Annotated in this window: 13 protein-coding genes; 10 read left to right on the top strand and 3 right to left on the bottom strand. The window is 48.8% G+C overall.

The genetic code is table 11. The features are described 5' to 3' along the window. The first annotated feature begins 75 nt into the window (after nucleotides 1-75). Complete coding sequence (locus tag D5E69_RS17425) at nucleotides 76-576, top strand: Lrp/AsnC family transcriptional regulator (protein ID WP_159129965.1); 501 nt, start codon at nucleotides 76-78, stop codon at nucleotides 574-576. Next, the gene (locus D5E69_RS17420; RefSeq protein WP_048013264.1) at nucleotides 573-1,745 is read left to right on the top strand and encodes an aminotransferase; all 1,173 of its coding nucleotides are present in this window, start codon (nucleotides 573-575) and stop codon (nucleotides 1,743-1,745) included. The genes D5E69_RS17425 and D5E69_RS17420 overlap by 4 nt, the downstream gene beginning before the upstream one ends. 159 nt (nucleotides 1,746-1,904) lie before the next feature. Here the strand turns inward: D5E69_RS17420 and D5E69_RS17415 are convergent, their stop codons facing one another. Then, on the bottom strand, nucleotides 1,905-2,117 hold the full coding sequence (locus D5E69_RS17415; protein WP_048006991.1) for a helix-turn-helix domain-containing protein: 213 nt from the start codon (nucleotides 2,115-2,117) through the stop codon (nucleotides 1,905-1,907). 505 nt (nucleotides 2,118-2,622) lie between these two features. Next, nucleotides 2,623-3,954 carry a sodium-dependent transporter gene (locus tag D5E69_RS17410; protein WP_048006990.1) on the bottom strand — a complete coding sequence of 444 codons (1,332 nt, stop codon included), beginning with the start codon at nucleotides 3,952-3,954 and terminating at the stop codon, nucleotides 2,623-2,625. A gap of 335 nt (nucleotides 3,955-4,289) precedes the next feature. On the opposite strand from D5E69_RS17410, the gene D5E69_RS17405 reads away from it, so the two are divergent. From D5E69_RS17405 to D5E69_RS17380, 6 genes are all read left to right on the top strand, one after another. Continuing rightward, entirely contained in the window at nucleotides 4,290-4,568 is a 279-nt protein-coding gene (locus tag D5E69_RS17405; RefSeq protein ID WP_048006989.1) for a spore morphogenesis/germination protein YwcE, read from the top strand. A 268-nt stretch (nucleotides 4,569-4,836) separates the two neighbouring features. Further along, nucleotides 4,837-5,241 carry a S1 domain-containing post-transcriptional regulator GSP13 gene (gene yugI / locus D5E69_RS17400; RefSeq protein ID WP_048006988.1) on the top strand — a complete coding sequence of 135 codons (405 nt, stop codon included), beginning with the start codon at nucleotides 4,837-4,839 and terminating at the stop codon, nucleotides 5,239-5,241. Nucleotides 5,242-5,402: 161 nt separating this feature from the next. After that, entirely contained in the window at nucleotides 5,403-6,923 is a 1,521-nt protein-coding gene (adh, locus tag D5E69_RS17395) for an aldehyde dehydrogenase (RefSeq protein ID WP_048013262.1), read from the top strand. A gap of 1 nt (nucleotide 6,924) precedes the next feature. After that, nucleotides 6,925-7,248 carry a DUF779 domain-containing protein gene (locus D5E69_RS17390; protein ID WP_063191377.1) on the top strand — a complete coding sequence of 108 codons (324 nt, stop codon included), beginning with the start codon at nucleotides 6,925-6,927 and terminating at the stop codon, nucleotides 7,246-7,248. Nucleotides 7,249-7,433: 185 nt separating this feature from the next. Continuing rightward, nucleotides 7,434-8,894 carry a catalase gene (locus D5E69_RS17385; RefSeq protein WP_159129964.1) on the top strand — a complete coding sequence of 487 codons (1,461 nt, stop codon included), beginning with the start codon at nucleotides 7,434-7,436 and terminating at the stop codon, nucleotides 8,892-8,894. 262 nt (nucleotides 8,895-9,156) lie between these two features. Further along, complete coding sequence (locus D5E69_RS17380; protein ID WP_159129963.1) at nucleotides 9,157-10,437, top strand: IS110 family RNA-guided transposase; 1,281 nt, start codon at nucleotides 9,157-9,159, stop codon at nucleotides 10,435-10,437. Between the two features lie 532 nt (nucleotides 10,438-10,969). Here the strand turns inward: D5E69_RS17380 and D5E69_RS17375 are convergent. Further along, nucleotides 10,970-12,319 (bottom strand): sigma-54 interaction domain-containing protein, encoded by a 1,350-nt coding sequence (locus D5E69_RS17375; protein ID WP_249931508.1) that lies wholly within the window; start codon nucleotides 12,317-12,319, stop codon nucleotides 10,970-10,972. A 216-nt stretch (nucleotides 12,320-12,535) separates the two neighbouring features. Between D5E69_RS17375 and pruA the strand changes: the two genes are divergently transcribed. Beyond that, a complete protein-coding gene (gene pruA / locus D5E69_RS17370; protein ID WP_048006984.1) occupies nucleotides 12,536-14,080 on the top strand; it encodes an L-glutamate gamma-semialdehyde dehydrogenase in 1,545 nt (514 codons plus the stop codon). 85 nt (nucleotides 14,081-14,165) lie between these two features. Further along, complete coding sequence (locus D5E69_RS17365) at nucleotides 14,166-15,356, top strand: ornithine--oxo-acid transaminase (RefSeq protein ID WP_159129962.1); 1,191 nt, start codon at nucleotides 14,166-14,168, stop codon at nucleotides 15,354-15,356. Nucleotides 15,357-15,439 lie beyond the last annotated feature (83 nt).

Below are 15,439 nucleotides of genomic sequence, written 5' to 3'. Positions count from 1 at the left end.
CTCAGACTTTTAGGAGAAATGTGCTTGAGCTTCTGATATAATGAAACCATTTACAGGTGATGAGGAGGAAAAGTCATGCAGCTTAGAGATTGGGAACTGGATCTGTTACGGGTCCTTCAAAAGGATTCAAGGCTGACGTATGAGGATTTAAGCAAGATGCTTCAGGTGACAAAGGAAGAAGTGGAAGAGACGGTCACAAGGATGGAAAAAGACCATATCCTCGTCCGCTACAATTCAGTGGTCGACTGGTCCAAAGTAGAAGGACATGAAGGTGTGACGGCCATGATCGACGTAAAAGTGGCGCCAAAAAGGGGTGTAGGCTTTGACGAAGTCGCCCAGCGCATCTATCGGTATAAAGAAGTCAAAAGCGTCTATCTCATGTCTGGAGCATACGATCTATCGGTGACGGTGGAGGGGCGCACGATGAATGAGGTGGCAAACTTCGTATCGGATAAATTGTCCACGATTGATTCCGTGCTTTCGACCACGACCCACTTTCAATTGAAAAAATACAAGCATGACGGCACCATCTTCGGGGATTATGAAGAAGATAAACGGATCGTGGTATCCCCATGACGACAAAAACGAGCTATGTATCCAAGTCTGTTGAGAAACTGAAACCGTCCGGGATCCGAAAGTTCTTCGATCTGGCCGCAGGGATGGAAGGCGTCATCTCCCTCGGTGTCGGTGAGCCTGATTTCGTTACTTCCTGGACCGTAAGGGAAGCGGCCATCCTGTCCCTTGAACAGGGCTATACTTCCTATACGGCGAATGCGGGGCTGTTCGATCTCCGGAAAAGGATTGCGGACTACATGAATTCCCGTTACCAACTTACCTATGACCCCGCGCATGAGATCATCGTCACGGTCGGGGCAAGTCAGGCCCTTGACATCAGCCTGCGCGCCCTTGTCGATCAAGGGGATGAGGTCATCATCGTCGAACCGGGGTTTGTTTCCTATGTTCCCCTGGTGGAACTCGCCGGTGGTGTAGCCGTGACAGTCAAGACGAAACCGGAAAACGGATTCAACCTGACTGCTGAAGAGCTTGAAGCGGCGATCACCGATAAGACGAAGGCGGTCCTGTTGTGCTCCCCCAATAATCCAACGGGAAGCGTGTTGGAGAAGGATGATCTCATCGAGCTCGCTGAGGTGATCAAGCGCCATGATCTTGCCGTCTTGTCCGATGAGATCTATTCCGAGCTTGCCTACGATGCCGATCATGTGTCCATCGCATCCCTTGAAGGGATGAGGGATCGAACCATCGTCATCAACGGATTCTCCAAAGGATTCGCCATGACCGGCTGGCGCCTTGGATACATCTGTGCTCCTGTTGAGATTGCGCAGGCACTCCTGAAGATCCATCAATATGCGATGATGTGCGCCTCCACGCCTGCGCAGTTCGCAGCCATCGAGGCGCTGGATAAAGGGATGGAGGATGTGACGGAGATGAAAAGGAGCTATCGCCACAGGAGGCATTATTTCGTCGACTCCCTGAATGAGATCGGCCTGGAATGCCATACCCCCGGCGGTGCGTTCTATGCTTTTCCTTCCATCCGGAAGACGGGACTATCCTCTGAGGAGTTTGCCGAGAAACTGCTCCTTGAAGAGAAAGTCGCCGTCGTGCCCGGAAATGTATTCGGGAAAGGCGGGGAAGGGTTTATCCGGTGCTCCTATGCCTCGAGCATGGAACAGCTCCAGGAGGCCGTGAAGCGCCTGAAACGATTCGTTGAAAACCATTCAAACTAAAGAAAGGCCGTACCGTGTAGGGTACGGCCTTTTGCATGCAAAAAAAAGGGACGCCTCAAAGGCGTCCATCAAAATGAAAACAAAAGGGGGAATACTTAGAAAGCTTATTTTCAGTATGACCAGGTTTTCACGGATCTATACCTTGCGTGGAAAAATGTTTCAGGAAGCAGGGGTCCTGTCTTCCAGGAGTGTAGAAGCAGGGACATCCAGGACCGTTGAAAATTTCAGGACAGTGGGAGTGTCGGGGATCTTTTCCCCCTCTTCGTATTTCATCAGTGAATTCGTCCCGATCCTTGCCTTCACCGCAAGTTCCTGCAGAGTCATTTGGCGTTCTTCGCGGATCCTCTTGATATTCTTACCGAAATGGGACATGGCGTCCTCCTCCTTTATATGAAAGCGGTTGATATCCTATATATTCAGTATACCATCATATGGAAAAAACGCGCACGTCCATGCTTGAACAATCTGTTACGGAATCTGATGAATGCGGAGGAACTTCAGAGGGAGTGTGCCAGGCACCGAATGTAGGAATTGTGCCAGGCACCGAATGGCGAATTTGTGCCAGGCACCGAACGTCGGAATTGTGCCAGGCACCGAACGGCGAATTTGTGCCAGGCACCGAATGTAGGAATTGTGCCAGGCACCGAATGTCGGAATTGTGCCAGGCACCAAACGGCGAAATTGTGCCTGGCACCGAACGGCAAAATTGTACCTGGCACCGGACGGCGAAATTGTACCTGGCACCAAACGGCGAAATTGTACCAGGCACCGAACCTCGAAATGGTACCAGGTACAATCCTATAATCTACCCCCATGACCCAATGCATAAAAAAACCCCGGGAAACCGCATTAAAAGCAGTCCCAAGGGGTTGGAAAATCAATTGGTAATGAGGATCAATATGATCGCAATGGGGACGAGAATGCGGATCAGGAGCATCCAGGCGTTGAACACGCCCCGTGAAATACCTGAACCCAACCTTACTTCGTCCCACACATCTTCCTTCTTCAGTCGATAGCCGATGAAGATACTGATCAGGAGTGCTCCGATCGGAAGACCGAAGTTCGAGGTGATGTTGTCTGCGAAGTCGAAGAAGTTCAGACCTGCAATTTTGATATCACCCAATACCCCGAAGGAAAGGGCGCTCGGAATCCCTGCTACAAAAGCGAGGATCCCCACCATCCACGAAAATTTCACCCGTTTTGTGGATGCTCCTTTTGATAAGCCAGCCACACCGATCTCCAGGATGGAGAATGCGGAGGTCAATGTCGCGAACAGGAGCAGGACCAGGAAGATCGTGAAGAACAGTCCGCCGAAGGCCATTTCATTGAAAACGGCTGGAAGTACGACGAAGGCGATCCCTGGACCCTGGTCGGGTTGGAACCCGAGGGCATAAACAGCCGGGAAGATCACAAGGCCCGCAAGCAGTGAAATCAGGATATTCAATCCCGATACGCTGAGGGCCGATTTGGGCATGCTGTCATTCTTCGGCAGGTAGGAAGCGTAGGTGACCATGACCGATAGTCCGACTGTGAGAGCGAAAAAGGCCTGTCCCATGGCAAGGAGGACCGTCTTTCCAGTAAGCTGGCTCCAGTCAGGAAGAAGAAGGAAGCGAACTCCTTCCATGGCACCGTCCAGCGTCAGGGCCCGGATGACGAGAACGAAGAATAAAATGAATAATGATGGCATCATATACCGGCTCGCCCGTTCGATCCCTTTCTGTACGCCTCCCTGTACGACCATAATGGTCATGATCATGAAGACGCCCTGTGCAATCAGCACCTCCCATGGATTCGATATGACACTTTCAAAGAGCGCCGAATATCCTTCCTGGGTTTTCCCGCTCAAAGAGCCCGTTACACTTCTCCAAAGGTAGGATAAAATCCAGCCTCCGACGACACTATAAAAAGATAGGATGATGAAGGAAACGATGGTTCCTAAGTATCCTATGAGATGCCAGTATGAATTGGGAGCAAGTTTTTTATAGGAAGTAATCGCATCTGCACCAGCTTTGCGTCCGATGATGAATTCCGCCAGCAGGATCGGTGCCCCGATCAGGACGGTGAAGAGGATGAAGAGAAGGAAGAAGACACCTCCACCATTTGCCCCGGCCATATAGGGGAATTTCCAGATGGCGCCCAGTCCGATTGCGGAACCTGCGGCAGCCAGGATGAAGCCAAGTTTAGAAGTCCATTGTTGTTTTGCAGCCAATTACAGCTCCTCCTTTCAAAAAAATAAGATTTTTCAATCGTACTATGTTTTCATACCCATGTACACTGGATTTTGAAATTTTCAATTTATAAGTGATCTGGGTTTAACTGACAGAAAAGTGGATAAAATATGGGTGTGATTCCACTTATTATGCGTGAAAACGGTTCACCTTATTACTTTTTCACTAAATTATTGAAAATTTTAAAAAAATCAGCTTTTGGGGTGGAAATTTTATCTGTTTGTAGTATACTAATTGTAACAAAACGTTCACAAATTAGACTCTTTTTCGACAAAATTGAAAGCGTTTCCTTATAATATGAATGGAGGTTATCAAAATGGATGTATTCATGGTTTATCTATTTATTGCAACCGCCACGCCTCTTTTTCTCTGGATAGAACACCGCAAGTGGGCAGTGGCCCATATCCCGTTCGTCATCGCCCTATGGGGTGCATTCATCTATTACGTCGTTGTTCCTGAACTCGGTGGCTGGGGACATGTGACGCTGTGGAGCTTGCTCGTTGCGAACTTTGCCTTTGCCCATCTGGCTGCATTTTATCTGTACGCGACACCTTATCTTCGGAAACAACGTGAGAAAAGGCTCATCAAATCATAATGTGCAAAACCCGCCCGCGGCCACTGGCCCGGGTTTTTTTCTGCTCTCTCATCCGTGGGAATTCATACTCTCCATTCGCACGAAGAATAAAGATTGATAAAATGGGTATTATTTGTTGTTCGGTATGGGAAACCTACATAAGGAGAGTGCAATTGTAGGCTGATCTGCAATGGACCGGTGAAATTAGCTTTGCGGAAATCAAAGAACTGTGATATAATCTACAATTGCGTGTAAAAGAGAAAATAATATATATACTAGGAGTGTTACCATGACTACAAAATTCGAAACAGGATCTGTTGTAACTGGTAAAGTTACAGGAATCCAGCCTTACGGTGCGTTTGTTGCTTTAGATGAAGAAACACAAGGACTTGTCCACATTTCAGAAATCACTCACGGATTCGTTAAAGACGTGAATGAGCACCTTTCTGTTGGTGATGAAGTACAAGTGAAAGTTCTTTCTGTTGACGAAGCGAAAGGGAAAATCAGCCTTTCAATCCGCGCAACTCAAGAAGCTCCTGCAGAACAACCTGCAGCAGCAAAGAAACCACGTCGTCAAGGAAGTGTGAAACCGGCAGCAGCTGAAGAAACAACTCCTGCAGGCTTCAATACTCTTAAAGACAAACTTGAAGAGTGGATTGAGCAATCAAAACGCGAAGATCTAATCAAAAAGTAAGACGAAAGAAGCGGCTAAGGCCGCTTTTTTATTTGTCTTGATTTATTTGAAAATATAGAATAATGAGTCAATATGCTTGTAGGAAGAATAAGATCTCTAGTATACTCGATATGTAAGCGCTTTATTTAGTAGGAATATACATAAATAAAGGAGGATGTCGAATGCTGTATCAGAACCCGAATACAGAAGGCTCATTGGTGTCGTTCAAGGATCAGTATGAAAACTTTATCGGAGGGGAATTCGTACCGCCTGTAAGCGGTGAATACTTTGATAATGTATCGCCGGTGACAGGGAAGGTCTTCACACGGATTGCACGATCCAATCAGGAGGATGTGGAAAAGGCTCTTGATGCCGCCCATGCTGCAAAGGACGCCTGGGGAAAAACGACTGTTGCCGAAAGGGCGTCCGTCCTGAATAAGATTGCCGACCGGATGGAAGAAAACCTGGAAATGCTGGCAGTGGCAGAGACCTGGGATAATGGGAAGCCTGTGCGGGAGACGCTGGCAGCGGATCTTCCCCTTGCCATCGATCACTTCAGGTATTTTGCAGGGTGTATCAGGGGGCAGGAAGGTACGATCGGTGAAATCGATGAAGATACTGTATCCTACCACTTCCACGAGCCGATCGGTGTCGTCGCCCAGATCATCCCGTGGAACTTCCCTCTCCTCATGGCCACATGGAAGATCGCGCCGGCATTGGCCGCCGGGAACTGCATCGTCCTTAAACCGGCCGAGCAGACGCCTGCTTCCATCATGGTCCTGATGGATCTCATCAAGGACATCCTTCCGAAAGGCGTCCTGAATGTGGTTCAAGGTTTTGGGCTTGAAGCGGGAAAACCACTGGCCCAAAGCAAGCGGGTCGGCAAAGTGGCCTTCACTGGTGAGACGACGACGGGGAGGCTGATCATGCAGTATGCTTCTCAGAACCTCATCCCTGTCACGCTTGAACTGGGTGGAAAATCCCCGAACATATTCTTCGAGGATGTGATGGACCAGGATGACGACTTCCTTGATAAAGCGGTGGAAGGCTTTGTCATGTTCGCGCTGAATCAGGGGGAGGTTTGTACCTGTCCTTCAAGGGCCCTGGTCCAGGAGTCCATTTATGATAAATTCATAGAGCGCGCCATCGAACGGGTCAAGCAGATCAAGCAGGGGAATCCCCTTGATACGGATACAATGCTCGGGGCGCAGGCTTCCCAGGAGCAGCTCGATAAAATCCTTTCTTATATTCAAATCGGAAAAGATGAAGGTGCCGAGGTGTTGATCGGTGGTGAACAGAACCAGCTTGACGGCGATCATGGCACAGGTTTCTATGTCAAACCGACGATCTTCAAAGGAACAAACGATATGAGGGTCTTCCAAGAAGAAATCTTTGGCCCGGTCGTTTCCGTGACGACGTTCAAAACGAAAGAAGAGGCGCTGGACATCGCCAATGATACACTTTATGGACTTGGGGCAGGCGTATGGTCGAGGGATATGAATACGGCCTACCGCTTCGGCAGGGATATCCAGGCGGGACGCGTATGGACGAACTGTTACCACCAGTACCCTGCGCATGCCGCTTTCGGTGGATATAAAATGTCCGGAATCGGGCGCGAGACCCATAAGATGATGCTCTCCCACTATCAGCAGACGAAGAATCTTCTTGTCAGCTACAGTCCAAAGAAACTGGGATTCTTCTAACATGTCAGTCTCTGCAACTGACGCAGCGGATGGCGTGATCAAGAGGCTGTGGGAAAAGCATGGTCCCCTCATCTTTCACCAATCCGGTGGATGCTGTGATGGCAGCGCCCCGATCTGCCTGGAAGAGGGAGACCTCCTGATCGGTGACGGGGACGTCCTTGTGGGTACCGTGTCTCAGACGCCGTTCTATATGAGTCGGGAGCAATATGAGTACTGGAAAGCCTTCGACATCCTTTTGGATGTGAAAGAGGGGAGAGGTGGCATGTTTTCCCTGGAATCTTCGCTCGGGGTCAGATTTGTCACCACCTCCTCTCTGAAAAAATAATGCGTTCTATTTCATAGTGCGTGAGAATACAGTGTAAGAGACAACGGACGATGTTGTCTCTTTTTTTGCTAATTTTAAAAGTTATTACTTTATAATTATTATAATTAATGTTGACAAAACCCCGGAAATAGGTAAAATAAAACTATACTTTAATAATAATTATTATAAATAAAAGAGGTGTTCATATGAAGAATCAAAAACTGACAACGAATCAAGGAGCCCCGATCGGAGACAATCAAAACTCTTTGACGGCTGGAAGCAATGGGCCAACTCTTCTCGAAGATTATCAGCTAATTGAGAAATTGGCGCATTTCGACCGGGAACGGGTTCCGGAGCGGGTGGTCCATGCGAGGGGTGCGGGGGCTCACGGGGTCTTCATCACGAAGAATAGTATGAAGAAGTATACAAAAGCTGCATTCCTTCAGGAGGAAGGGAAGGAAACGCCGGTTTTTGCCCGTTTTTCGACCGTGATCCATGGTCAACATTCTCCGGAAACGCTTCGCGATCCCCGTGGATTTTCAGTCAAGTTCTATACCGAGGAAGGAAACTGGGATTTTGTCGGCAATAATCTGCCTGTCTTCTTCATCCGCGATGCGATGAAGTTCCCGGATATGGTTCATGCCCTCAAACCGAATCCACAGACGAATATACAGGAACCGGAGCGCTACTGGGACTTCATGACCCTGTCACCGGAGTCGACGAACATGCTCCTGCATCTGTACACGGATGAAGGGATTCCTGCAAACTATCGTCATATGCGGGGGTCGAGCGTGCATGCATTCAAGTGGGTGAATGCAGCAGGCAATATGGTTTATGTGAAGTTGAAGTGGAAGCCGAAGGAGGGAATCCGGAATCTTTCTGCAGAAGAAGCAGCTGAGATCCAGGGGAAGGACTTCAACCATGCAAGCAGGGACCTATATGAGGCCATCGAGGAAGGGAATTATCCTGAATGGGATCTGTACGTCCAGATCCTTGATCCGATGGACCTTGATTCGTTCTCATACGATCCTCTGGATGCCACAAAGGACTGGCCGGAAGAGGATATTCCTGCCCACTTTGTCGGGACGATGATCCTCAACCGGAATCCTGAAAATGTGTTCGCGGAGACTGAGTCCGTTGGGTTCAATCCTGGTGTATTGGTCAATGGGATGCTCCCTTCTGAAGATAAACTGCTGCAGGGGAGATTATTCTCTTATTCCGATACACAGCGCTACCGGATCGGGGCCAATTATCTTCAGCTCCCGATCAACTGCCCGTTCGCCCAGGTAGCCAATCAGCAGCGGGACGGCGGGATGCCGTTCAAGCAGCAGAAGAGTCCGGTGAACTATGAACCGAACAGCTTTTCAGGTGAGCCGGAGGAAGTGCCGGGGTATGAAGAGGTTCATCAACCGGTCACTGGTGAAAGAGGAAGGATCAAGATCCGTAAAACCGATGATTTTGGTCAGGCCGGCGACATTTACAGGAGCTACCCCGATGAGGTCAAAGCCCAAGTGGTCAAAAACATTTCAAATGAACTGGCCGGGATCGATACGCGCATCGCATTGCGTGCAGTCTGTAACTTCTTCCGTGCCGATGTGGAGTTGGGGAAAGAACTTTCAAAAGAAATCGGAGTCGATCTCACCCCGTACCTTCAACATATGCAATAGGCAAAACGAGGGTGGGACAAAAAACGAAAAAGGGTGACCAACACGATCAGTGTAGGTTCATTATACCGCTCATGATTTCCGTGCAAGACTCCGCTTTACGCGGGTAGCCCATGAGCCTCCTCTTCAGGTCTGCGGGGTCTCACATCAGCTACTCTTCCCGCAGGAGCTATTCCTGTGGGGAAAGTATGGACCTATTGCACAAAAAAAGATCCTCCTTTATGATGCAGGTGCGAAGCCACACACAAAAAGGAGGATCTTTAACATGCATGATAATCGAAATGAACGCATTAATCAAATTTCTGAGGACACATTGGTGATTGGCGTCGACATCGCCAAGTGTGTACATTATGCCTGCGCAGTGGATGAACGAGGTAGGGAGGTCAAGAAAAGCTTCTCATTCCGTCAGTCCAGACAAGGCTTTGAAACCTTTTACGCTACCATCCTAAAGGTGATGGAATCTCATCAAAAGAAGAATGTAGTCGTTGGATTTGAACCTACCGGTCATTACTGGATGAATTTATCCTCGTACCTTACGGATCGGGGCATTCGCTTTGTTCTCGTCAACCCTCTCCATGTGAAGCAAACCAAAGAATTGGATGACAACCTACAGAGTAAAAACGATCCGAAAGACGCTCGTGTCATTGCCAAGATGATACCGCAAGGCTATTACAGTATTCCTCGTGACATGACTCCTATTGAAGCAGAGTTGCGTCATGGATCGGCATTTAGGGCTCGTCTGAAAAAACAAGGAGCGTCGACTCAAAACCGGATCAAGCGATGGATTGATCTATACTTCCCTGAGTTTATTTCGGTTTATAAGTCCATTGGAATGAACGCCTCCACTGTTCTTTCTTCTTATCCTCTTCCGGAAGACCTTGTGAGAGAAGATCCTGAGAAGCTCTTGGAAAACCTCAGGAACCTGGGGGGGAAGCATTTCTCGGTTAAAAACCTTACTAAGCTTCTTGATGTCGCGGCCACATCTATTGGCTATCAGGAGAGTCCTGAAATGGCACGGGCAGAGATCCAAATTCTATTGACACAGATGAAGCTGCTTGAAGAACAACTGGTAAGCATAGAAAAGCAGTTAGTGACGTTGGCGAAACAGATGACAGATTTCGATCTGTTCCTTTCGGTCCCTGGTATTGGAGAAAACACCGTAGTAGAGATCCTTTCAGAAATAGGAGCCTTTTCACACTATAAGAGTCCACGCCAAATCCTAAAATTAGCGGGTCTTACGTTAGTCACCAATTCCTCGGGAAAAAAAGAAGGGAACAAGCGATTGTCTAAACGCGGGCGGAAACGGCTACGCTCCTTGATATATAAGGCGATTTTCCCGATTTTACACGCCATACCAGCGTTTCGGTCCCTGTACAATTACTATAGTGAACATCGCGAACACCCCGTCGCTAAGAAAGAAGCGTTGTTAATCCTATGTCGGAAATTGATTCAAGTCCTTCATGGTTTAAGCAAAAGGGGCGAAACATTCAATGAAGAGCGTATGGTAGCTGATATCTCCTTCTTTGGTAATCAAGAAGCTGCGTAACATCTACGCTCGCTTAATTAAAACAACCTAGACACTGAGAAGCCGGCACACACAAGACTTTCGACGATCATCTTAGATCAGTCCATGCAGGAGCATAAGCTGGCCTCTGCGTTAAGGCGAGACCCAACGAAGGAATGTGAGCACATAGATGCCAGGAGATATGGGAGGGTGAGTCCCCTTAACAAGCAGAGATCAAAGGTGCCCATAAGAATTAAAAAGGGGGGATTTATCCAATCTCCTGACGCAACGCGTAGGCTCGATCCCCTTTATTTTGAATAAATGATAAATGAAGGAATGAAGAAAATCCGAAAGGATATTCAAAAAAATTTTTCACCTAAGAAAAGTGTTGGGAACACCCGTCATAATAACTTTTTCCGAGGGAGTCTTCGTCTTGCACTCCAATCAACCGTTTGAAACGATGATCGTCATGAACCAAAGTAAAAACCCGAATGCATTTGTCGTAGGCAAATGCATTCGGGTTTTACTATGTCTAAAATATGTTGTCCCAGCCTCGTATTTTTTACGTGAGGAGTCAAAATCCCCCGCGCTCGATGCCGTATTTGCGGATTCTGTACTGAAGATTCTGCCTGCTCATCCCAAGTGCCTTGGCGGTCTTGGTGATATTGAATTGGTGGTGCTTCATGGCCTTTTGAATATAGTACGTCTCGGCTTCTTCCATGAAGACCTCAAGGGGTTTAGGCTCACTCCCTGACTGATGGAGGAAGTCGGAGTCGCCCTGGTGGTCATCAGCGACGGGAGAATGATGGATCCGCTGCCTGAACCCGAATGGAAGATGATTAAAACCGATTACCTTATGGGAACCGATGAGCTGATACGCTCCTTCAAGCACGTGCTCGAGCTCCCTCACGTTCCCGGGCCAGTCATATTTACGGAACGTCCCCTCCACCTCTGTGGAAATGCCCGTGACATTCCTGGCGTAGTGATGATTGAATCGATCAAGGAAGCTCGATACAAGGTCGTGCAGATCCTCCAGCCTGTTCCGGAGGGGAGGGATGAAAAAGGAGGCGGAGCTGAACCGATAATATAGCGCCTTCAACAGCCTGCCGTCTGCCACTGCGTCGATCGGATCTTCATTGACCGTGGCCATGAGGCGGACATCAGGGAATGAGCTGCTGTCCATCAGGTCGAGTAATTGTTCCTGAACGTGGAGGGGCATGGCATTCAGTTCATCGAATAGGATCGATCCGCCTGAGGCTTCTTTCATCACCCCGCCTTTGGAACCGGTACCAAAAAGGATCATCGTAAGATCTTCGCCAGGCATGGACGCACAATCCTGTTTGATGAACGGGGCATCCTTCCGTACGCCATCACAGTGGATGGAGCGGGCCAACATTTCCTTACCCGTACCGATTTCGCCACAAATGAGGATGGGAGTCGTGGATAGAGCGGCTTTCTTCCCGGCGGAGAGTGCTTCCTGAATGCGCGGATGGGACCCGACGATCCGGTGAAACGAAGGGGGAGCCGGCTGTTTGTGAACATGGTCCTTCATCATTTTTTCCAGGCTTGTCACATCCCGTGCAATTTCAACGGCACCGATGATGTAATCATCAAAGTGAATCGGATACGTGTCGTTGATGGTGGTGATTTCCACGCCATTGCTATTGAAATAGGTTTGCTTTACGTTCAGCGTCGGTGTCCCTGTGTGGAGTACCTGAAGAAGGGTGCTTTCTTCTTCTGAGTGAAATTGAAAGACATCGAGGAGATTTTTATCCAATACATCCTCGACCTCCATACCTTCGATTTCCTTCATTTTATCGTTATAGATCACGGTCCGGCCGGTTGAATCGATGACGTGGACCCCTGACTCGAGGTGATGGGCCACGACTTCATACATATATAGGCGTTTCTCACGTTCGAGCAAGATGAATCCCCCTCTGCGATTGGTGCTCTCTTATCTTCTAAGCCGCGCCGTCGACTTTGAAAATAAAAATTTTTCAAAAAACTCTTGAAAAAAGCAACCATCTTTTGCATTATTATAAGTGTAAGGGTTTTCTGAATGCAAATATTTTTTGCGGTTCATACCGGAAATACTCTGAGATCACATTAAAATCTTTGTTTAAAAGGGGGCAACACCCATATGATTCCTTACAAGCATGAACCATTCACAGACTTCTCGAACAAAGAAAACCAAAAAGCGTATAAAGAAGGCTTGAAAACAGTTGAAGCCTATCTTGGACAAGACTATCCCCTGATTATCGGCGGGGAGCGAGTGACTACTGATGCAAAATTGGTGTCAGTCAATCCTGCAGACCATAAAGAACTGATCGGAAACGTATCTAAAGCTGATCAGGAACTCGCAGAAAAAGCAATGAACGTAGCATATGATACATTCCAGACCTGGCGAAAGGTGAAACCGGAAACGCGTGCAGATATCTTGTTCCGTGCTTCTGCCATCGTACGCCGACGCAAGCACGAATTTTCAGCCCTGCTGACAAAAGAAGCGGGCAAACCATGGAATGAGGCGGATGCCGATACGGCCGAAGCAATCGACTTCATGGAGTATTATGCACGCCAGATGCTGCGCCTGAAAGATGGTTTCCCTGTAGAAAGCCGTCCTGGCGAATACAACCAGTTCAACTATATCCCTCTTGGAGTGGGCGTTGTCATCTCTCCTTGGAACTTCGCGTTTGCCATCATGGCCGGTACGGCTGTTGCGGCCATCGTGACAGGAAATACGGTGCTCTTGAAGCCTGCATCCACGACAGCCGTCGTTGCGGCTAAATTCATCGAAGTCCTTGAAGAAGCCGGTCTTCCAAAAGGCGTTATCAACTATATCCCTGGAAGCGGTGCTGAAGTCGGGGATTACCTCGTAGATCACCCGAAAACACGTTTCATCTCCTTCACTGGATCACGTGATGTCGGGATCCGCATCTACGAAAGGGCTGCAAAAGTCCATCCTGGTCAGAAATGGCTGAAGCGCGTGATCGCTGAAATGGGAGGGAAAGATACGATCGTCGTCGATTCAGAAGGCGATATCGAACTTGCAGCTAAATCCATCGTGGCATCTGCCTTTGGCTTCTCCGGTCAAAAATGCTCGGCTTGTTCACGTGCCGTCGTCGTGGAAGATGTATACGACCAGGTGCTCGAGCGTGCAGTTGAATTGACGAAGGAACTCACAGTCGGAAACCCTGTCGACCAGGATAACTTCATGGGACCGGTCATCGATCAAGCTTCATTCGATAAGATCATGAGCTACATCGAAATCGGGAAGGAAGAAGGAAAACTCATGGTTGGCGGTGAAGGAGACAGCTCGAAAGGCTACTTCGTCAAACCGACGATCTTTGCCGACCTTGCTCCTGATGCACGACTCATGCAGGAAGAAATCTTCGGACCGGTCGTTGCCTTCTCCAAGGCGAAGGATTTCGATCATGCCCTTGAGATCGCCAACAACACGGATTACGGATTGACTGGAGCAGTCATCACGAATAACCGTGCGAAAATCGAGCAGGCGCGGGAGGACTTCCACGTCGGAAACCTTTACTTCAACCGCGGCTGTACAGGTGCCATCGTTGGATACCAGCCGTTCGGAGGATTCAATATGTCCGGGACGGATTCCAAAGCAGGCGGACCTGATTATCTGTTGCTTCACCTTCAAGCGAAAACAACTTCGGAAACTCTATAAGGAAAAACGGAAGGAGCTCTTGTCTGACAGGGGCTCCATCCTTATATAAACCGGTAATACCGGTGAATTTAAAGGAGGAATATGCATGGCGAGTTCACAGGCGATCATCGATCAAACAGATAAATACGGAGCAAGGAATTATCATCCCCTGCCGATTGTCATTTCGGAAGCAGAAGGGGTATGGGTGACCGATCCCGAAGGCAACCGCTACATGGATATGCTCAGTGCGTATTCTGCCGTCAACCAGGGCCATCGCCATCCGAAGATCATCCAGGCGCTGAAGGATCAGGCAGACCGCGTGACGCTTACATCACGTGCCTTCCATAACGATCAGTTGGCACCGTGGTACGAGAAAATCTGTCAGCTGACAGGCAAGGATATGGCCCTGCCGATGAACACGGGAGCAGAAGCAGTCGAAACGGCCATCAAAACGGCCAGGCGCTGGGCGTATGATGTGAAAGGTGTCGAGGAAAACCGTGCTGAAATCATCGCGTGCAATGGGAACTTCCACGGCAGGACGATGACGGCTGTTTCTCTATCGTCAGAAGAAGAATATAAGCGTGGATTCGGCCCGATGCTGCCAGGCATCAATCTCATTCCATATGGCGATCTTGACGCGTTGAAAGAGGCGATCACACCGAATACGGCAGCCTTCCTCATCGAGCCGATCCAGGGAGAGGCCGGGATTGTGTTCCCTCCTGAAGGCTTCCTGAAAGCAGCTGCCGATCTTTGCAAGGAACAGAATGTGCTCTTCATCGCAGATGAGATCCAGGCGGGGCTTGCCCGTTCCGGTAAAATGTTTGCGTGTGAGTGGGCTAGGGTCAATCCGGATATGTATATTCTCGGTAAAGCACTCGGCGGAGGCGTGTTCCCGATTTCATGCGTAGTGGCGGACGAAGCGGTCCTTGGTGTGTTCAATCCGGGCTCACATGGTTCCACATTCGGAGGAAACCCGATGGCATGTGCCGTTTCCATCGCCTCCCTCGATGTGCTCATCGATGAAAACCTTGCAGATCGCTCCCTGGAGATGGGCGAGTACTTCATGGGTAAACTCAAGGAGATCAAGAACCCCCTCATCAAGGAAGTGCGGGGAAGCGGCCTCTTCATCGGAGTCGAGCTTCATGAACCGGCACGTGCGTATTGTGAAAAGCTCAAGGATGAAGGTCTCCTTTGCAAAGAAACCCATGATACCGTCATCCGTTTCGCTCCACCCCTTGTGATTTCTCAGGAAGATCTGGACTGGGCAATCGAGCGGATCAAGAAAGTGCTTTCTTGAAAGCGTGGGCAAGAGACGGAATCTTTTCGAAATTTTGTAGATGCTGATGGTTTAGGTAACGGTTATATGTTACAATTACAACG

Origin of the sequence: Rossellomorea marisflavi (assembly GCF_009806575.1) — a bacterium.
Lineage (GTDB): Bacteria > Bacillota > Bacilli > Bacillales > Bacillaceae_B > Rossellomorea > Rossellomorea marisflavi_A.
Note: the sequence above shows the minus strand (reverse complement) of the source record. Positions and strands in the feature narration are given on the sequence as shown.

What these genes read in the sequence shown, in the direction of transcription:
- D5E69_RS17425 (WP_159129965.1), top strand. Translation starts at nt 76, where the DNA reads ATGCAGCTTAGAGATTGGGAACTGGATCTGTTACGGGTCCTTCAAAAG.
- D5E69_RS17420 (WP_048013264.1), top strand. Translation starts at nt 573, where the DNA reads ATGACGACAAAAACGAGCTATGTATCCAAGTCTGTTGAGAAACTGAAA.
- D5E69_RS17415 (WP_048006991.1), bottom strand. Translation starts at nt 2,117, where the DNA reads ATGTCCCATTTCGGTAAGAATATCAAGAGGATCCGCGAAGAACGCCAA.
- D5E69_RS17405 (WP_048006989.1), top strand. Translation starts at nt 4,290, where the DNA reads ATGGATGTATTCATGGTTTATCTATTTATTGCAACCGCCACGCCTCTT.
- yugI (WP_048006988.1), top strand. Translation starts at nt 4,837, where the DNA reads ATGACTACAAAATTCGAAACAGGATCTGTTGTAACTGGTAAAGTTACA.
- adh (WP_048013262.1), top strand. Translation starts at nt 5,403, where the DNA reads ATGCTGTATCAGAACCCGAATACAGAAGGCTCATTGGTGTCGTTCAAG.
- D5E69_RS17390 (WP_063191377.1), top strand. Translation starts at nt 6,925, where the DNA reads ATGTCAGTCTCTGCAACTGACGCAGCGGATGGCGTGATCAAGAGGCTG.
- D5E69_RS17385 (WP_159129964.1), top strand. Translation starts at nt 7,434, where the DNA reads ATGAAGAATCAAAAACTGACAACGAATCAAGGAGCCCCGATCGGAGAC.
- D5E69_RS17380 (WP_159129963.1), top strand. Translation starts at nt 9,157, where the DNA reads ATGCATGATAATCGAAATGAACGCATTAATCAAATTTCTGAGGACACA.
- pruA (WP_048006984.1), top strand. Translation starts at nt 12,536, where the DNA reads ATGATTCCTTACAAGCATGAACCATTCACAGACTTCTCGAACAAAGAA.
- D5E69_RS17365 (WP_159129962.1), top strand. Translation starts at nt 14,166, where the DNA reads ATGGCGAGTTCACAGGCGATCATCGATCAAACAGATAAATACGGAGCA.